General features: G+C 42.7%; 9 protein-coding genes, 2 tRNA genes and 3 rRNA genes. 1 reads left to right on the top strand and 13 read right to left on the bottom strand.

The window, feature by feature from the left end; all coding sequences use genetic code 11:
* Window positions 1-78: 78 nt before the first annotated feature.
* A complete protein-coding gene (gene guaB / locus NSQ44_RS00070) occupies window positions 79-1,545 on the bottom strand; it encodes an IMP dehydrogenase (protein ID WP_063388665.1) in 1,467 nt (488 codons plus the stop codon).
* Window positions 1,546-1,662: 117 nt separating this feature from the next.
* On the opposite strand from guaB, the gene NSQ44_RS00065 reads away from it, so the two are divergent.
* Window positions 1,663-2,625, top strand: coding sequence for a YaaC family protein (locus NSQ44_RS00065; RefSeq protein WP_340854370.1), 963 nt, complete (start codon window positions 1,663-1,665; stop codon window positions 2,623-2,625).
* A gap of 715 nt (window positions 2,626-3,340) precedes the next feature.
* On the opposite strand, the gene rrf is transcribed toward NSQ44_RS00065, so the two are convergent.
* The 12 genes from rrf to dnaA form a co-directional block, all read right to left on the bottom strand.
* Window positions 3,341-3,456: ribosomal RNA gene (gene rrf / locus NSQ44_RS00060) — 5S ribosomal RNA — on the bottom strand.
* 138 nt (window positions 3,457-3,594) lie between these two features.
* A 23S ribosomal RNA gene (locus NSQ44_RS00055) occupies window positions 3,595-6,527 on the bottom strand.
* A gap of 177 nt (window positions 6,528-6,704) precedes the next feature.
* A tRNA-Ala gene (locus NSQ44_RS00050) sits at window positions 6,705-6,780 on the bottom strand.
* A gap of 16 nt (window positions 6,781-6,796) precedes the next feature.
* Window positions 6,797-6,873 (bottom strand) — tRNA-Ile (locus NSQ44_RS00045).
* A 136-nt stretch (window positions 6,874-7,009) separates the two neighbouring features.
* Window positions 7,010-8,563, bottom strand: a 16S ribosomal RNA gene (locus NSQ44_RS00040).
* Together the 16S, 23S and 5S rRNA genes with 2 tRNA genes alongside form the textbook arrangement of a ribosomal RNA operon.
* A 210-nt stretch (window positions 8,564-8,773) precedes the next feature.
* Entirely contained in the window at window positions 8,774-9,874 is a 1,101-nt protein-coding gene (locus NSQ44_RS00035; RefSeq protein ID WP_340854368.1) for an HD-GYP domain-containing protein, read from the bottom strand.
* 238 nt (window positions 9,875-10,112) lie between these two features.
* Window positions 10,113-12,569 (bottom strand): DNA gyrase subunit A, encoded by a 2,457-nt coding sequence (gene gyrA / locus NSQ44_RS00030; RefSeq protein WP_340854366.1) that lies wholly within the window; start codon window positions 12,567-12,569, stop codon window positions 10,113-10,115.
* Between the two features lie 81 nt (window positions 12,570-12,650).
* Entirely contained in the window at window positions 12,651-14,576 is a 1,926-nt protein-coding gene (gyrB, locus tag NSQ44_RS00025) for a DNA topoisomerase (ATP-hydrolyzing) subunit B (protein WP_340854364.1), read from the bottom strand.
* A 195-nt stretch (window positions 14,577-14,771) separates the two neighbouring features.
* Window positions 14,772-15,881 carry a DNA replication/repair protein RecF gene (recF, locus tag NSQ44_RS00020; RefSeq protein WP_340854362.1) on the bottom strand — a complete coding sequence of 370 codons (1,110 nt, stop codon included), beginning with the start codon at window positions 15,879-15,881 and terminating at the stop codon, window positions 14,772-14,774.
* Window positions 15,882-15,896: 15 nt separating this feature from the next.
* Entirely contained in the window at window positions 15,897-16,112 is a 216-nt protein-coding gene (gene yaaA, locus NSQ44_RS00015; protein WP_066251626.1) for a S4 domain-containing protein YaaA, read from the bottom strand.
* A 166-nt stretch (window positions 16,113-16,278) separates the two neighbouring features.
* Window positions 16,279-17,415, bottom strand: a complete 1,137-nt coding sequence (dnaN, locus tag NSQ44_RS00010) for a DNA polymerase III subunit beta (RefSeq protein ID WP_340854361.1) — start codon at window positions 17,413-17,415, stop codon at window positions 16,279-16,281.
* A 197-nt stretch (window positions 17,416-17,612) separates the two neighbouring features.
* A partial coding sequence (dnaA, locus tag NSQ44_RS00005; RefSeq protein WP_340732194.1) for a chromosomal replication initiator protein DnaA occupies window positions 17,613-18,644 on the bottom strand: 1,032 nt, incomplete at its 5' end.

Raw genomic sequence — 18,644 nt, 5'->3', positions numbered from 1 at the left:
TTATAAAAAAAATAGACAGAGTCTCTACTCTGTCTAAAAGTTGTAACTTTTTAAATAAGACTATTGAACTGTCAGTTGTTAAGAAATGGAATAATTAGGAGCCTCTTTTGTAATTTGAACATCATGCGGATGGCTTTCTCTTAATCCTGCACCAGTCATCCGGATAAATTGTGAATGCTCACGGAGCTCATATAAATTTTTTGCTCCGCAATATCCCATACCTGATCTCACACCGCCGACAAGTTGGTAAATTGTCTCTGCCAACGGTCCTTTATATGGGATGCGGCCTTCAATTCCTTCTGGAACAAATTTTTTGTTGTCTTCTTGGAAATAACGGTCTTTGCTACCTTTTTCCATCGCTGCAACTGAACCCATGCCGCGATATACTTTAAATCGACGCCCTTGGTAAATTTCTGTTTCTCCCGGGCTTTCAGATGTACCTGCAAGCAAACTTCCTAACATGACGGCATGTCCACCTGCAGCCAATGCTTTTACAATATCTCCTGAATATTTTATTCCGCCATCAGCAATGATAGCTACTCCGTGCTTTCTTGCTTCTGTCGCACAATCATATATGGCTGTAATTTGCGGCACCCCAACACCTGCTACCACACGAGTAGTACAAATGGAACCAGGGCCAATTCCAACCTTCACAATGTCTGCTCCAGCTTCTATGAGAGCTCTCGTTCCTTCAGCTGTTGCAACATTTCCTGCAATAATATTTAAATCTGGATAAGCATCACGAATTTTCCTTACTGTTTCTAAAACTCCTTTTGAATGTCCATGCGCCGTATCCACGACAATAACATCCACATTTGCTTCCACTAGTTTTTTAACGCGCAGCATCGTATCAGATGTTACACCTACTGCAGCGCCGACGATCAATCTTCCATGGGCATCTTTAGCTGAATTTGGAAACTCAATTACTTTTTCAATATCTTTAATCGTAATAAGGCCTTTTAATATGCCTTTATCATCTACAATCGGGAGCTTTTCAATTTTATATTTTTGCAAAACTTTTTCAGCTTCTTCCAATGTTGTGCCTACAGGAGCTGTAACTAGATTTTCTTTCGTCATCACTTCAGAAATTTTTGTAGAATAATCTTGTATAAAACGTAAATCTCTGTTTGTAATAATACCTACAAGCTTTTGTTCCTCTGCATTGTTCACAATCGGAACACCAGAAATCCGATATTTGCTCATTAAATGTTCCGCATCATATACTTGATGGTCCGGAGTAAGGAAAAACGGATCTGTAATAACACCGCGCTCAGAACGTTTTACTTTATCTACTTGCTCAGCTTGCTGTTCAATCGACATATTTTTATGGATAATGCCCAATCCTCCTTGGCGCGCCATAGCAATCGCCATTTCTGATTCGGTAACAGTATCCATTCCTGCGCTGATAATTGGAATATTCAATTTTAACGTCTTCGTGAGCTCAACACTTAAGTCCACATCACGCGGCAAAACCTCTGACTTAGCAGGAATTAACAAAACATCATCGAACGTTAAGCCTTCCTTTAAAAATTTTGATTCCCACATTATTAAAACCCCCTAATCACGGCAAAATATTATATGTAGATTAACAATTGCTAAAGATGCTGTCAAGAAATCCACAAAGAATTTAAATTTTTAGAATAGTTGTTATGGAGGGGTCTCATGTCGATTTGGAATTTTTATTCATCATTTCACTCTGCTCAAACAGTCCAACGGCTGCTTACCAAACATTATCAAAAACTTAACGTGAATGAGCCTGAACAAACATCTTATCAAAACTGCTATACATTTATTTATTTTTTAAAACATGGAGAAAATTATTACAAAATGGCTGATACAGCCCCGATCATGATCAAACCGGTTTTAGCTTTTTACGGCATCAGCCAGCTGATAAAGGCACTGCTTCTGACAGTCGATGCTCATTATCCTTCCTCTTCAGCTGTTTTATCCCATGGGGTATCAACAAGGAAACGAAAAAAACATAATTATAACTTTTTAAAAGATGAAGTTAAGGTGCAAAAAAATGGTTTATATCGCCATGCTGCCCTCAATCTTTTTCAATTAAATCACACGCCTGGAGAAAAATTTTCCATGGATTCCCTTTTGAAAAGAATCCCCGAATTAAGCGATCTATATCAGTTTCATTTACAAATCCCAACGACCATCCCAATTGAGACAAATGACACATTCATCATTGTACATAAAGAAATAGCAAATCGTTACTGTATTACCTCTAAGCGTCTTGCTGAGATTTTACAAAGCCAGCTTCATTGGATGCTTTCAAACGAAGATGTAGATTCACTTTATTTTTCCCATTCAGCCGAATTTCACTATTTATGGAAATCCTCCTATTTATTCAACTTTTATAACAAACAATATTATCTGCCGGCTGCGAAAGAAGATATAAAATTAATGCCAGAAGTATTAATCCACTACCTTGTGCTTTATAACTTAAGCATGATTTCCCGATATGAAACCGAATGGCTGTATGATCTTATGTATAACCATCATAGTGATGATTACGTTTTTATTCATCAATTTATGGAAATCACATTAAAAAAAATTCCTTGGTTAACCTTAATGTATTTAAACCATATTTTCAATCGAGTAGGAGGGGGTGACTAACCCCCGACCTCTCACACCACCGTACGTACCGTTCGGTATACGGCGGTTCAATTAAGATAATTGACGCAAGTCTTTATAACTTCCGTGAATAGCTGTTCTCTTTATGCCAGTGGTCACTCCACCCTCCAAGAGGTCTCCCACGGGATTCACCGCTTCCTTCCTCAAGTGAGGTACTACGTTTTCTGTGTTCATCATGACTCACTGAATGCCAAGGGCTATTCTCTCTTAATTGTTCGGTCCTTCTTAGTTGTTCTAGACCAACTAATACTATGACCTCTGCTGACTTCTGACTGTTCAGCTATCTATCACTAGATAGGTTACCAAGGTTACTTGGCGTGCCAGCCAGACCTCCCCGGGTAAGAGTGTAATCTTTCCTTCCATCCATCTGCTTCATTTACTCTGTATCACCTTCGGCAGAAAGGGCTTTGTTTTGTCTTGCAAACTCACCCAGTGATACCTAGCCTCATATGAAGTTCGTGTTCCGAGAGACCTTAAAGTTTGCCGCTCGCTTCCTTCAGATTCCGCGTCACCACGGACACCCTTGCGTTAAGCTAACTGCTACTTCTGCCTTCGCAGCTCGGGACTTTCACCCTATAGATTACACCCATGCCGGGCGCACATGGATAAAAGCAGCCAACGGTAGTTGTGCTGCTTCTTTAACAAAAATATGATTATATACAAAAAAAAAGCAGCTGTTTTGCTACTTTTTGTTTTTGCCTGGCAGCGTCCTACTCTCACAAGGGATAGACCCTCACTACCATCGGCGCTGAAGAGCTTAACTTCCGTGTTCGGGATGGGAACGGGTGTGACCTCTTCGCCATTGCCACCAAGCAAATTATTGTATTCATTGTTCCATTCAGTTCGATGGACAACTATTATTATAACTTTTTGATCACAGTTGTCAACACTTTTTTGAATATCATTCTTTCAAAACTAGATAACGGTTCCTTCACGAATAGATGCTCTTTCTTGGTTAAGTCCTCGATCGATTAGTATCCGTCAGCTCCACGTGTCACCACGCTTCCACCTCGGACCTATCTACCTCGTCATCTTCAAGGGATCTTACTCGCTTTTCGCGATGGGAAATCTCATCTTGAGGGGGGCTTCACGCTTAGATGCTTTCAGCGCTTATCCCTTCCGCACATAGCTACCCAGCGGTGCCCCTGGCGGGACAACTGGTACACCAGCGGTGCGTCCATCCCGGTCCTCTCGTACTAAGGACAGCTCCTCTCAAATTTCCTGCGCCCGCGACGGATAGGGACCGAACTGTCTCACGACGTTCTGAACCCAGCTCGCGTACCGCTTTAATGGGCGAACAGCCCAACCCTTGGGACCGACTACAGCCCCAGGATGCGATGAGCCGACATCGAGGTGCCAAACCTCCCCGTCGATGTGGACTCTTGGGGGAGATCAGCCTGTTATCCCCGGGGTAGCTTTTATCCGTTGAGCGATGGCCCTTCCATGCGGAACCACCGGATCACTAAGCCCGACTTTCGTCCCTGCTCGACTTGTAGGTCTCGCAGTCAAGCTCCCTTCTGCCTTTGCACTCTCCGAATGATTTCCAACCATTCTGAGGGAACCTTTGGGCGCCTCCGTTACCTTTTAGGAGGCGACCGCCCCAGTCAAACTGCCCACCTGACACTGTCTCCCGCCCCGATCAGGGGCGCGGGTTAGAATGTCAGTACAGCCAGGGTAGTATCCCACCGTCGCCTCAGCGCAAGCTGGCGCTCACGCGTCTCTGGCTCCTACCTATCCTGTACAAGCTGTACCCACATTCAATATCAGGCTGCAGTAAAGCTCCACGGGGTCTTTCCGTCCTGTCGCGGGTAACCTGCATCTTCACAGGTACTATAATTTCACCGAGTCTCTCGTTGAGACAGTGCCCAGATCGTTACGCCTTTCGTGCGGGTCGGAACTTACCCGACAAGGAATTTCGCTACCTTAGGACCGTTATAGTTACGGCCGCCGTTTACTGGGGCTTCGGTTCGCACCTTCAGCTACAGCTTAAGCGCTCCCCTTAACCTTCCAGCACCGGGCAGGCGTCAGCCCCTATACTTCACCTTACGGTTTCGCAGAGACCTGTGTTTTTGCTAAACAGTCGCCTGGGCCTTTTCACTGCGGCTCATCATGGCTTATCACCTTGATGAGCACCCCTTCTCCCGAAGTTACGGGGTCATTTTGCCGAGTTCCTTAACGAGAGTTCTCTCGCTCACCTTAGGATTCTCTCCTCGCCTACCTGTGTCGGTTTGCGGTACGGGCACCTCTCACCTCGCTAGAGGCTTTTCTTGGCAGTGTGGAATCGGGAACTTCGGTACTTCCTTTCCCTCGCCATCACAGTTCAGCCTTCCGGCAAGCGGATTTGCCTGCTTGCCAGCCTAACTGCTTGGACGCGCACATCCAGCCGCGCGCTTGCCCTATCCTCCTGCGTCCCCCCATTGCTCAAACGGTGAGGAGGTGGTACAGGAATATCAACCTGTTGTCCATCACCTACGCCTTTCGGCCTCGGCTTAGGTCCCGACTAACCCTGAGCGGACGAGCCTTCCTCAGGAAACCTTAGGCTTTCGGCGGAGGGGATTCTCACCCCTCTTTCGCTACTCATACCGGCATTCTCACTTCTAAGCGCTCCACCGGTCCTTCCGGTCCGGCTTCGATGCCCTTAGAACGCTCTCCTACCGCTGACACCAACGGTGTCAACCCGCAGCTTCGGTGATACGTTTAGCCCCGGTACATTTTCGGCGCAGAGCCACTCGACCAGTGAGCTATTACGCACTCTTTAAATGGTGGCTGCTTCTAAGCCAACATCCTGGTTGTCTAAGCAGCTCCACATCCTTTTCCACTTAACGTATACTTTGGGACCTTAGCTGGCGGTCTGGGCTGTTTCCCTTTTGACCACGGATCTTATCACTCGCAGTCTGACTCCCAAGGATAAGTCATTGGCATTCGGAGTTTGACTGAATTCGGTAACCCGATGGGGGCCCCTCGTCCAATCAGTGCTCTACCTCCAAGACTCTTCCCTTGAGGCTAGCCCTAAAGCTATTTCGGAGAGAACCAGCTATCTCCAAGTTCGATTGGCATTTCACCCCTACCCACACCTCATCCCCGCACTTTTCAACGTGCGTGGGTTCGGGCCTCCAGCAAGTGTTACCTTGCCTTCACCCTGGACATGGGTAGATCACCTGGTTTCGGGTCTGCGACCTCGTACTATTTCGCCCTCTTCAGACTCGCTTTCGCTGCGGCTCCGCCTTTCGGCTTAACCTTGCACGAAATCGCAACTCGCCGGTTCATTCTACAAAAGGCACGCCATCACCCGTTAATGGGCTCTGACTACTTGTAGGCACACGGTTTCAGGTTCTCTTTCACTCCCCTCCCGGGGTGCTTTTCACCTTTCCCTCACGGTACTGGTTCACTATCGGTCACTAGGGAGTATTTAGCCTTGGGAGATGGTCCTCCCTGCTTCCGACGGGATTTCACGTGTCCCGCCGTACTCAGGATCCACTCGGGAGGGAACGGAGTTTCGACTACAGGGTTGTTACCTTCTCTGACGGGCCTTTCCAGACCTCTTCGTCTACCCCGTTCCTTTGTCACTCCTTAATCGAGTGTCCTACAACCCCAAGAGGCACGCCTCTTGGTTTGGGCTGTTCCCGTTTCGCTCGCCGCTACTCAGGGAATCGCTGTTGCTTTCTCTTCCTCCGGGTACTTAGATGTTTCAGTTCCCCGGGTTGCCCTCCATACCCTATGGATTCAGGTATGGATACTGCCCCATTACGGACAGTGGGTTCCCCCATTCGGACATCTCCGGATCGACGCTTACTTACAGCTCCCCGAAGCATTTCGGTGTTTGTCCCGTCCTTCATCGGCTCCTAGTGCCAAGGCATCCACCGTGCGCCCTTTCTAACTTAACCGTTTCTTCCTAACATGAGCGATCTATTCGTGAATGTCTTTCCGTTATCCAGTTTTCAAAGAACAATGCTTTTTCTTTCAATGAGCTCCCTTGCTGCTTGAGTTGCTTTTAGCCGAACATCCGATCCTTCGAATGGGCTCTCGCATAGGAGCAATGCTTCCAATATTCATCAAACTTATGGTGGAGCCTAGCGGGATCGAACCGCTGACCTCCTGCGTGCAAAGCAGGCGCTCTCCCAGCTGAGCTAAGGCCCCAGGATGGTCTTATTTATGGTGGGCCTGAGTGGACTTGAACCACCGACCTCACGCTTATCAGGCGTGCGCTCTAACCGGCTGAGCTACAGGCCCATCCTGTATTTTTTATTCAGCTTCTATTCGCTGGGAAATCGACTTTGCGAATTCACCAGCAAACGGGGAAGGATGTGATCCTTCAAAACTAAACAAAACGGAAAAGCGCACCCTATTTCAATGTATATATCCTTAGAAAGGAGGTGATCCAGCCGCACCTTCCGATACGGCTACCTTGTTACGACTTCACCCCAATCATTTGTCCCACCTTCGGCGGCTGGCTCCCGTAAGGGTTACCCCACCGACTTCGGGTGTTACAAACTCTCGTGGTGTGACGGGCGGTGTGTACAAGACCCGGGAACGTATTCACCGCGGCATGCTGATCCGCGATTACTAGCGATTCCGGCTTCATGCAGGCGAGTTGCAGCCTGCAATCCGAACTGAGAGTGGTTTTTTGGGATTCGCTCCACCTCGCGGTTTCGCTGCCCTTTGTACCACCCATTGTAGCACGTGTGTAGCCCAGGTCATAAGGGGCATGATGATTTGACGTCATCCCCACCTTCCTCCGACTTTTAGCCGGCAGTCACCTTAGAGTGCCCAACTGAATGCTGGCAACTAAGGTCAAGGGTTGCGCTCGTTGCGGGACTTAACCCAACATCTCACGACACGAGCTGACGACAACCATGCACCACCTGTCACCCTGTCCCCGAAAGGGGAACGCCCTATCTCTAGGGTTGTCAGGGGATGTCAAGACCTGGTAAGGTTCTTCGCGTTGCTTCGAATTAAACCACATGCTCCACCGCTTGTGCGGGTCCCCGTCAATTCCTTTGAGTTTCAGCCTTGCGGCCGTACTCCCCAGGCGGAGTGCTTAATGCGTTTGCTGCAGCACTAAAGGGTGGATACCCTCTAACACTTAGCACTCATCGTTTACGGCGTGGACTACCAGGGTATCTAATCCTGTTCGCTCCCCACGCTTTCGCGCCTCAGCGTCAGTTACAGGCCAGAGAGCCGCCTTCGCCACTGGTGTTCCTCCACATCTCTACGCATTTCACCGCTACACGTGGAATTCCGCTCCCCTCTCCTGCACTCAAGTTCCCCAGTTTCCAATGGCCGCTCGCGGTTGAGCCGCGAGATTTCACATCAGACTTAAGGAACCGCCTGCGCGCGCTTTACGCCCAATAATTCCGGACAACGCTTGCCACCTACGTATTACCGCGGCTGCTGGCACGTAGTTAGCCGTGGCTTCCTCGTCAGGTACCGTCAAGGTACCGCCCTGTTCGAACGGCACTTGTTCTTCCCTGACAACAGAGCTTTACGATCCGAAGACCTTCTTCGCTCACGCGGCGTTGCTCCGTCAGACTTTCGTCCATTGCGGAAGATTCCCTACTGCTGCCTCCCGTAGGAGTCTGGGCCGTGTCTCAGTCCCAGTGTGGCCGGTCACCCTCTCAGGTCGGCTACGCATCGTCGCCTTGGTGAGCCGTTACCTCACCAACTAGCTAATGCGCCGCGGGCCCATCCTGCAGTGACAGCTAAAAGCCGCCTTTCAACCGAAAACCATGCGGTTTTCGGTGTTATCCGGTATTAGCTCCGGTTTCCCGAAGTTATCCCAGTCTGCAGGGCAGGTTGCCCACGTGTTACTCACCCGTCCGCCGCTAACCTAAAGGAGCAAGCTCCCTTCGGTCCGCTCGACTTGCATGTATTAGGCACGCCGCCAGCGTTCGTCCTGAGCCAGGATCAAACTCTCCAAAAAAAGTTTGTCACCAAATGCTCTTGTCAGAATCAACAGGCACGCTTTTCGTTTTGTTCAGTTTTCAAAGATCATATATCAAAAACAGCGACTTTTACATTATAAAATCATACTTTATGGTTGTCAACACTTTTTTTATTTTAATTGCTGACTTCAGTGATTATAGCAGTTTCAATCGTTTTTGACAAGCATTATTTTATATTTTCGAAAAAACTAAAAAACCTTTATAATCGACAAATCCTTGCTCTTTTCCAAAGATATAATTTGATCGGAATTCTCTGCTTGTACCATCGGCTTTGTAACCAATTTTTCATTTATAAAAACGATTTTCCCATAAGCTCCATTAGAAAGCTTTACTGTTCGTCCTACCATATCTTTTATAAATATTTTTTTGAAAGCTTGAACAACCGATAAATCAAATTTTCCAAATTGGTCTTTTTCTATTTGATCCAATACGTGAAAAGGCGATTGTCCATTGCGATATGGACGAGGAGAAATCATTGCTTGATATGCGTCTGCAAACGAAATGATTTTGGCAAAAGGATGAATTTGAACGCCTTTAATTCCTAAAGGATAACCTGATCCATCAAATCGTTCATGATGCTGCAAGACTGCAACTTTCGCACCTTCTGTTAAAGCTGGTAAATCTTTTAATAATTTATAGCTGTGAATAGGATGTTCTCTAACCTCGAGGAACTCTTTTTCTGTCAGCGCTTCTTTTTTTGTTAAAATTGCCGACGTAATTTTTGCCATCCCACAATCACTTAACAGACCTGCAAGAGCAATTTGATTTACTTCACCAGTTAAAAATCCCATTTTTTTTGCAATTAAAGCGCTTAATAAAGAGACAGAAACAGAATGATGGCAAATATAATTTTTTGCATCACATGTTGTATAAGTCTCCATTATTTTGCTTGGTTGATCAAACCCAGCTTTTAATACTGGGAGGAGTAATGTTCTAATTTTATAAATATCTACTGAAGCACCCGACTGCCAAAATAAAAAATACTTTTGGAGCTGTTCTACTGAATGTACAAAAATTTCTTCAAAAGCAGTTTTTGATGAACTTTCCGTTTTTTGAACGTCAGCCTCATTTTTTTGAGGTTGATCAGTGGAAATATCCTCTTTCGCTTCTTTTACTCCTGTAGTAGTAGAAGTCCGGACTTGAACTTCTTTAATTAAAAATGCACGAAAAAATTCAATATGTTCCTCATTAATAACAGTGCCTTTTTTCGCAATTGGTTTTGGTGACAAAGAATAAACATCTTCTGCTAAGACAAATCCCGGCTTCAATTTTTTGACATGAATCCGCAAATGAACCCCCTCCTTTAAATAAAAATCAATTGGCACCCACTCATTTAGGAACGTAAACAAACCTCAAAACGAAAAATACCTTTTTCTCACAGGATAAAGATTAGGAAATATTCGTTTGATCTCCATAAATTAACAATACCACAGCTTTGAAAGCTGTGGTAGACCTAAAATTAGTACTTTTTCCTTCCGCTGGCAGAATATGTTTCAACAGATATCACCCTTCAAAAAAGAGCACTTTTTATTCTTCTTCCTGCTGTTCCTCTTGCTCTTCTTTTTCAACGAGCGCAACCGTTGAAACATGTTCATTTTCATCAAGTTTAATAAGCTTTACACCGACTGTATTACGTCCCATTGAAGAAATATCATTGACATCCATGCGAATCAGAACGCCGTTCCCAGTAATGATCATTAAATCTTCGTCACCGCGAACAGCTTTTACAGAAACTACCGACCCATTTTTAGGGGTAATGTTGCATGTTTTTAAACCTTTGCCGCCCCGGGTTTGGATTCGGTACTCGCTTTCGTGCGTACGTTTTCCGTACCCATTTTCAGTTACGACTAATACATCGACACCTGGGTCCAGCACTTCCATGCCGACAACTTCATCATTTTTTTCCAACGTAATTCCCTTTACGCCCGTAGCTGTGCGGCCCATTGACCGGACATCTTGTTCATGAAAACGAATTAACATTCCATTTTTTGTTCCAATTACAATATCTTTTGTACCATCTGTCAAATGTACGGAGATAAGCTCGTCCCCTTCGCGTAAGTGCAGCGCAATTAAACCGCTGTTACGTATATTGGAAAATTGAGAAAGCGGTGATCGTTTACATATTCCTTCTTTTGTCGCAAAAAATAAAAACCAATCATCAACAAATCCTGGAACAGGGATGATGGCATTGATCCATTCATCTTGGTCTATTTCCAATAAATTAATGATCGGAAGCCCTTTAGCTGTTCGTCCATATTCGGGGATTTCATATCCTTTTGCTCGGTAAACTTTTCCTTTATTTGTAAAAAATAAAATAGTATCGTGTGTACTGGTTGTTAAAAGATGCTCAACAAAGTCGTCAGCATTAGTTCCCATTCCTTGAATGCCTCTTCCGCCACGCTTTTGACTGCGGTAAGTAGAAACAGGGAGGCGCTTAATATAGCCTTTATGGGTAAGCGTAATGACAATATTCTCTTTTGGAATCAAATCTTCGTCTTCAAAAGCTTCTAAACCAGTTGCAATTATTTCTGTACGGCGCTCATCATTAAAACGCTCTTTTATTTCTTCTAATTCCTCACGAATAATGTCTAAAACCTTTTCTTCGCTGGCTAATATACCTTTTAACTCTTCAATTAGCTTTACCAGCTCATTATATTCCTCTTCTATTTTTTCTCGTTCAAGGCCTGTCAGACGCTGCAGCCGCATATCCAAGATGGCCTGTGCTTGCTTTTCCGTTAAGCTGAATTTTTCCATTAATCCTTCGCGGGCAATATCTGTTGTTTTGGAGCTTCGAATCAGGTTAATCACTTCATCGATATGATCTAATGCAATTCTTAACCCTTCCAAAATATGCGCTCGCGCTTCAGCCTTTCTTAATTCAAAAGCAGTACGTCTTCTAATAACGACTTTTTGATGATCTAAATAATGCTCTAAAATTTGTTTTAAATTTAATACTTTCGGTTCTCCGTCTACTAAAGCAAGCATATTAATTCCAAAGCTTGTTTGTAATGCCGTCTGTTTATATAAATTATTCAAAAGCACGTTGACATTTGCATCTCTCCGAACTTCGATGACAATGCGCATACCTTTTCTATCAGATTCATCTCTTAAATCGGAGATACCGTCAATTTTTTTCTCACGGACAAGCTCTGCAATCTTTTCAATAAGTTTTGCTTTATTTACTTGGTACGGAATCTCAGTCACTATAATTGCCTGTTTCCCGTTTTCTCTTTCTTCAATTTCAACCTTTGCCCGGAGCGTGATCGATCCTCGTCCGGTCTCATAAGCTTTTCGAATGCCGCTTTTCCCCATTATTTGTCCTGCCGTCGGAAAGTCCGGTCCAGGAATGATTTCCATTAGCTCTCCAATGGTGATGTCTGGATTTTTACTTAATGCCAGAACACCGTCGATTACTTCGCCGATTTGATGTGGAGGAATGTTGGTCGCCATTCCTACTGCAATTCCGGATGCGCCATTTACGAGCAAGTGCGGGAAACGGGAAGGAAGAACGACAGGCTCCTTTTCCGATCCGTCATAATTATCTTGATAATCAATGGTGTCTTTATTAATGTCACGCAAAAGTTCCATTGAAATTTTTGACATTCTCGCCTCTGTATAACGCATCGCAGCTGCGGCGTCTCCATCAACGGATCCAAAGTTTCCGTGACCATCCACCAGCATATAGCGATAGTTAAAATCTTGGGCCATTCTCACCATCGTCTCGTAAACAGCTGAATCTCCGTGTGGATGGTACTTACCGATCACATCTCCTACAATCCTTGCAGATTTTTTATGCGGTTTATCCGGAGTCATGCCAAGGTCATGCATGGCATAAAGAATTCTCCGGTGAACAGGCTTAAGTCCGTCACGGACGTCAGGCAAGGCGCGCGACACGATGACGCTCATCGCATAATCAAGGAAGGATGAACGCATTTCTTGGCTTATATTGACTTCCTGTATTTGCGATTCTTTGTTTTCAGCCATTTTTTATTACCTCCGTAAAAAGCAATTCCCAAACCTCACTTTATGGAGAAAAACAAAATGAGAATGGGGTGAACAAATCGATTAAATATCCAAATTTTTTACATAACGGGCGTTTTCTTCAATAAACTGGCGGCGAGGCTCCACTTTGTCTCCCATTAAAATTTCAAACGTTTCATCCGCATCAATCGCATCCTGCAACGTTACTTGCAGCAGCGTTCTAGTTGATGGATTCATTGTTGTTTCCCAAAGCTGCTCAGCATTCATTTCTCCAAGTCCTTTGTAGCGTTGAATGCTTGGCTTCGGTTGGCTTGGAAGATTGGACAAAATTTTATCGAGCTGCCGATCATTGTACGCATATTCAACCCTTTTCCCTTGTTGAATTCTATATAAAGGAGGCTGCGCAATATAAACATATCCTTTTTCAATAATTCCTCTCATGTACCGATAGAAAAAGGTAAGCAGCAGTGTACGAATATGCGCTCCGTCCACATCGGCATCCGTCATAATCACAACTTTATGGTATCTCGCTTTCGAAACATCGAAATCTTCGCCAATCCCTGTTCCAATGGCTGTGATTATGGCACGCACTTCATTGTTGGATAATATTTTGTCAAGACGTGCTTTCTCAACATTTAAAATTTTTCCTCTCAACGGCAAAATAGCTTGGAAATGTCTGTCCCGGCCCTGCTTAGCAGAACCACCGGCAGAATCACCCTCAACAACAAACAATTCTGAGATGGATGGATCTTTTGACGAACAATCTGCTAATTTTCCAGGCAAATTCGAAACATCTAATGCGCTTTTTCTTCTCGTTAATTCCCTTGCTTTTTTGGCAGCTAAACGGGCTCTTGCCGCCATCAAACCTTTTTCCACAATTTTTTTAGCTGTTTGCGGATGTTCGAAAAGAAACGTTTCAAACATTTCCGAGAAAATGGAATCCGTAATTGTTCTTACTTCGGAATTTCCAAGCTTTGTTTTCGTTTGTCCCTCAAATTGGGGATTAGGATGTTTGACAGAAATGATCGCGGTTAACCCCTCACGAACATCTTCTCCTGATAAATTTTGATCGTTTTCTTTAATAGATCCAGTTTTTCTAGCGTAATCATTAATGACGCGAGTTAAGGCAGTTTTAAAGCCGGATTCGTGAGTACCGCCCTCATAAGTGTGAATATTATTAGCAAAAGAGTAAATATTACTTGTATATCCATCATTGTATTGAAGAGCGATTTCTATTTTTATTCCATCTTTATCTCCTTCAATATAAATCGGTTCTTCATGAAGAACCTCTTTTGTACGGTTGAGATGCTTTACATAGGAGATGATACCGCCCTCATAGTAATATGAATTTTGCCGTCCTTTTTCGTCCCGCTTATCTTCTAATGTAATCTTGATTCCACGGTTTAAAAAAGCAAGTTCTCGCAACCGCGACGCCAACGTATCATAATCATATTCGGTTGTTTCTTTAAAAATTTCAGGATCAGGCTTGAAATGCACAATGGTTCCCGTCGTTTCAGTTTTTCCAACAATTTTCAAATCTTCACAAGGCACACCTCGGCGATATTTCTGGTAGTAAATATTTCCATCGCGATGAACAAAAACCTCCAGTTCAGTTGACAGTGCATTCACAACTGAAGCTCCTACACCGTGGAGTCCACCGGAAACTTTATAGCCTCCGCCTCCGAATTTTCCTCCTGCATGAAGGACAGTCATGATGACTTCAACGGCTGGTCTTCCCATTTTCTCATGTATTCCGACGGGTATTCCTCGCCCGTTATCTTTTACTGTTATACTATTGTCTTGTTCGATCGTCACATTTATTTCTGTACAAAAACCCGCTAAAGCCTCATCTATACTATTATCGACAATTTCCCAAACGAGATGATGAAGACCTTTGGAACTGGTAGATCCAATATACATTCCAGGTCTTTTTCGAACAGCTTCCAACCCTTCCAGTACTTGAATCTGGTTTTCATCATATGTTGTTTGTTCCTCATGATTTTGTTCCATCGCCACAATGATCACCTACACTTTTATAAACATAAAATCGATTGAATAGATAAAAAAATCTTTTATCGACAAAAAATCTAAATGGATTGATTCGCTTTTTTCAAAGTAAGACATGATCTATGCATGAGTAAAAAAACAAGCTGCAAATGTTAAAATCCTTAATAGCATCATGATCTGTTTCAAAAAAAAAATAATTTATATTAATTGTCCGGAAGATACACGATAGATAGCCGCTTCCTTCAAGGTTTTGTGATCAATTCCATCTACGCTTGTTGTTGTCACAAAGGTTTGCACTTTCCCTTGAATGGCATTTAATAAATGAGATTGCCTAAAATCATCTAATTCTGATAAAACATCGTCCAACAATAATACAGGATAATCGCCAATCTCTTCATGGATCAAATCTATTTCGGCCAATTTCAGCGAAAGAGCTGTCGTGCGCTGCTGGCCTTGCGATCCGAATGTTTGAACATCCCGGCCGTTCACATAAAAAATAAGGTCATCTCTGTGGGGACCGGCTAACGTCGTTCCACGTTCTATTTCCTTTTCTCTTATTTTAGCAAACCTGTCATAGTATACTTCTACTATTTTCGACAAGTCTGCTTCTTCTGATACATCAACAGAAGGCTTATACTGAATTCTTAATTCCTCCATTCCCCTTGAAATGATGGAATGAATCGGTTGTGCCCATTTTTCAAGCTGTTTAACAAACAAATATCTTTTTTTAATGATATTGCTCGCTGTCTCACACAGCTGAAGTGTAAGCACATCCAACATTTTTTCATCCGTCTGCTTTCTCGTTTGGAGAAGCTTTAAATAATGATTTCTCTGCTGAATGATTTTTTGATATTTGTTCAGTTGGTGCAAATAAACAGGAGAAACTTGTCCAATTTCCATATTGATAAAACGCCTGCGAATTTGCGGACTTCCTTTAACTAAATTCAAATCTTCCGGAGCAAACATAATCACATTGACGTGACCGACATATTCACTTAATTTTTTTTGTTCTAAATGATTTAATTTAGCTTTTTTCCCTTTGTTGGAAATAATTAATTCAACCGTAGAAAAACGATTTTGTTTTTCTATTCTCCCTTCTATTTTAGCATATTCCTTCTCCCATTGAATGAGCTCTTTATCATTGCTGGTTCGATGGGATTTCGCCATCGCCAAAACATAGATGCCCTCCATCATATTTGTTTTCCCTTGGGCATTTTCTCCAATTATCACATTGACTTTGTTTTCAAACTGTACATGAAGGGACTCATAATTACGGTAGTTCTTTAAACTGAATTCTTTTAAATACAATGAAGGTCACCAACTTCAGTTTTTTACAATAAAGGTTCCAATCTCTTTTACTTCTACGATGTCTCCGTCTCTTAATTTTCTTCCCCGGCGCTGTTCCCTCTCAGAATTTACGAGCACTTCATGCTCTTGCAGAAACCATTTTGCCATTCCGCCAGTTTGGATGACATCCGCTAATTTTAAAAATTGTCCGAGTGTAATATATTCACCTTTAATTTGAATCATACGCTTCATCTGAATTTCATCCGCTTTCTCAAAATAGTCTCTAACTTTTTATTTTACTAAATATTTCCCAATTCGAAAAGAAAGCTACTAGCTTTTTTGATTACTAGTAGCTTTCATTTTTATTTCCAGTACTTCAAAATAGAGGAATTTATCATAAAGAATCGGTGACAGCTGTTTAATATGTTCGGACAGGAAGAATCAGCTGCAAAACTGTTTCATCTTCGGGAACACGAATTAAAAACGGCCTCATCGCCCCTGTAAAGCTGATGCGAATTTCTGATCCTTCCACAGCTTTTAATGCATCTATCATATATTTTGCACTAAAGGAGACTTTTAAATCTTCTCCCTGAACATCTTTGGCATGAATTTCTTCGACAACCTTCCCAATTTCCGGTGAATTTGACAAGATTTCAACCTTCCCGTTAGGAAATGTTGTCAACTTGACGACGTTATTGCGTCCTTCTCTTGCAAGAAGAGATGCGCGGTCTATAGCTTGTAAAAAATCTTTTGCGTCAAGAACAATATCCGTTTTACTTTCCATTGGAATAAGTCTGCTCGTATCAGGGTAATTTCCGTCTAAGAGGCGTGAAAAGAATAATATGTTTTTCGTCTTAAACAAAACTTGATTTTCTGTAATGACAATCTCGACAAGATCATCGTTTTCATCAAGAATTTTATTCAGCTCATTTAAGCTTTTTCCCGGAATAACGACATTATGCGCTTCAGAAATATTGGTTTCCACTTTTGCTTTCCGTAAAGCTAATCGATGGCTGTCCGTTGCAATACATGTTAATTCGCCATTTTCTAAACGCCAGTTTACACCGGTTAAAATTGGTCTTGTTTCTGAAACCGAAACAGCAAAAACTGTTTGTCGAATTAAGGTTTTTAATAGATCTGATGGAATTTTAAAAACGTTTTGCTCCTTAATTTCCGGCAATCTTGGATATTCTTCTGCATCCAAACCATGCAGATTAAATTCCGCACTTCCTGATCGAATAATAGTTAGAAAGTGGTTTTCCACTTTCATTTCCACTTTATCCTGCGGAAGCTTCCTCACAATATCACTAAAAAAACGAGCTTGCAAAACAATGCTTCCGGGCTCGATGATTTCCGCATGAATCGTTCCATTTTCTTCTGCAGGTATAAAGGACTCAATCGAAATGTCTGAATCACTGCCTGTTAATGAAATGCCCTCTTCTGTTGCGACAATTTTTATTCCGGTCAATATAGGAATGGTTGTTCTAGAGGAGACGGCCTTCATGACATCTTGGACGCTTTCAACAAGCTTATTTTTTGGGACGATAACTTGCATGTAAATCCTCCTTCTAAGGCTGCACTGCCATCTATCAAATACATTTTATATTATTATTTTTTAATTAAAAAATATAGTATAAGTAGTAATAGGGCTTGTGGATATGTTGATAACAATGTTAATGAAAGGAAGCACAGTTTATCCACATGTGGATAAACTGTGCATGCCAATGTCAAAGTTATTCACAATGTCCTCAACTAATGATAATGAATGGAATGCTTTAACTGTTCTTTTATTTCATTTATTTGATTTTGCAGCTGTGGGTCTTCTTCTAATAGCTTTGAAATTTTTTCATGAGCATGAATGACTGTTGTATGGTCTCTTCCTCCAAATTCTTCTCCAATTTTCGGCAAAGAAGAGTCGGTTAATTCTCTTGATAAGTACATGGCAATCTGTCTTGGAAATGCAACAGACTTTGTTCTCTTTTTTGCTTTAAAATCTTCCAATTTAACATTAAAATGCTGTCCAACTACACGTTGAATTTCTTGAATGGTAATAATTTTAGGCTTGGAGCTCGGTATAATGTCTTTTAATGCTTCTGCCGCGAGATCCGCGTTAATATCTTTATTAATGAGAGAAGAATAAGCTACTACGCGTATAAGGGCACCTTCTAGCTCACGAATATTTGTATCAATTTGGTTGGCAATATAAAGCATGACTTCATTTGGAATATCCAATCCATCAGCTTTCGCTTTTTTTCTTAAAATGGCAATTCTTGTTTCGAGGTCAGGAGGAGTAATATCTGTTATGAGCCCCCATTCAAAACGTGATCTCAGCCGGTCTTCAAGAGTAGGAATTTCCTTTGGCGGCCTGTCGCTTGAAATGACTATTTGCTTGCTTTCCTCGTGAAGTGTGTTGAACGTATGGAAAAATTCCTCTTGTGTTTGTTCTTTTCCAGCAAGAAATTGAATATCATCTATCAATAGAACATCAACATTCCGGTATTTATTGCGAAATTCATCGGCTTTATTGTCACGAATTGAGTTAATAAATTCATTCGTAAATTTTTCTGATGACAAATAGACGACTCTCGCGGAAGGATTATGTTCTAATACATAATGGCCGATTGCATGCATTAAATGAGTTTTTCCGAGACCGACGCCACCATAAATAAACAGCGGGTTGTATGCTTTTGCCGGCGCTTCCGCAACAGCCAGGGATGCAGCATGGGCAAATCGATTTCCTGAGCCGATAACAAACGTATCAAAAGTATATTTTGGATTCAGCAA

Source organism: Aeribacillus sp. FSL M8-0254 (assembly GCF_038008845.1).
In the GTDB taxonomy this organism is placed as follows: domain Bacteria; phylum Bacillota; class Bacilli; order Bacillales; family Aeribacillaceae; genus Aeribacillus; species Aeribacillus composti.
This window is presented reverse-complemented; position numbering and strand designations above follow the sequence as displayed.